This is a genomic window from Mesorhizobium sp. M7A.F.Ca.US.002.01.1.1 (assembly GCF_004022955.1).
Lineage (GTDB): Bacteria > Pseudomonadota > Alphaproteobacteria > Rhizobiales > Rhizobiaceae > Mesorhizobium > Mesorhizobium ciceri.
In genome coordinates this window covers 1-1,355 of the sequence record NZ_RZQE01000860.1, presented here as the reverse complement: position 1 = coordinate 1,355, position 1,355 = coordinate 1, and the positions used below count along the sequence as shown (strand labels likewise).

At 65.0% G+C, this 1,355-nt stretch carries 1 protein-coding gene; it reads right to left on the bottom strand.

Annotated elements, in window-relative coordinates:
• On the bottom strand, positions 1-1,257 hold a 1,257-nt coding region (locus EN932_RS36205; RefSeq protein ID WP_128369528.1), incomplete at its 3' end, for a Na+/H+ antiporter.
• Between the last annotated feature and the right edge of the window lie 98 nt (positions 1,258-1,355).

The following is a 1,355-nucleotide window of genomic DNA, read 5'->3' as shown; positions in this document are numbered from 1 at the left end:
GACCAGCCCCCTGGCGATCGTCGGCAGAGCGAGACTGGCGAAGACCAGCGAACAGATGATGACGCCGGCGGCCAGGAAAATGACCAGATCGCGTGCCGGGAACGGCGAGCCGTCCGGCATGGCGAGCGGCAGCGACAATATGCCGGCCAGCGTGATGGCGCCGCGCACGCCGGCCACCGAACCGGCGAGCCGCACGCGCAACCCGAACGGCTCCACCTTGCGCTTGCCCAGACGTGCGGCGATGCCGGCTGCGAGATCGCCTACCCATATCCACAGGAAGCGCAACGCGATCAGGCACAGCGTCAGCGCCACGACGGTCGCGATCGGCTGGATAATCGGGTGCAGGCTCATGAGTTCCGGCGGCACATGGCGGATGATGTCGGGAAGCTGCAGGCCGAGCACGATGAAGAGAGCACCGTTGAAAACGAAGGAAAGCGTCGTCCACAGCGACATCGTCTGCATGCGGGCCGAGACGCCGAGGAAGCGAAACACGCCGGAGCCGCCGGTGAGCAGGCCGGCGGTAACAGCCGCCAGAATACCGGACGCTCCGACATGCTCGGCGCCGAGATAGGCGATGAAGGGCAGCAGAACCATCACCAGCACCTGCGCTTCGGCCGGCACGCCGCCGATCCGGTTGAGCAATTGCAGCAGCTTGGCGGCAACGAACAGTGCCGCGACGCCGATCAGGATGCCAATCGCCACGGCATAGAGAAAACTGAGCGAAGCCGCGGCAAGGGAAAAGCTGCCGGTCAGCACTGCTGCGACGGCGAAGCGGAACATGACGAGGCCTGAAGCGTCGTTGAGCAGCGACTCGCCTTCGAGAATGTGCATCAGCCGCGCCGGGACGACATTCCTGTCGACGATCGAGGACACGGCCACCGCGTCGGTCGGCGACAGCACCGCGGCAAGCGCAAAAGCGACCACCAGAGGGATGCTCGGCACTAGCCAATGCAAGGCGTAGCCGAAGCCGACGATGGTGAAGAAGACCAGCCCTATGGCCAGATCCAGGATCGGTCCGCGCAGCGCCATCAGTTCACGCTTCGGTGCGCCATAGGCATCGCCGAACAGCAGCGGCGGAATGAACACCAGCAGGAACAGTTCCGGATTGATCTCGACATGGATGCCGCGCACCGGCCAGGCGAGCGCGGCACCGATCGCAATCTGCAGCACCGGCAACGGCACCCGCACCAGGCGAACCAGCGCGCCGGAAAGCGCCACGAAGACGAGCACGACCAGAATGAAGACAGCGACTTCCATGGTCCGGTTCCAGGCTTTCCCGCCGACCATGCGCAAAGCCGGCCGATCCGTCCAGCCGCCCTCCCGTGAAAAACGCCGCGGCACCCAATCAATGAAAA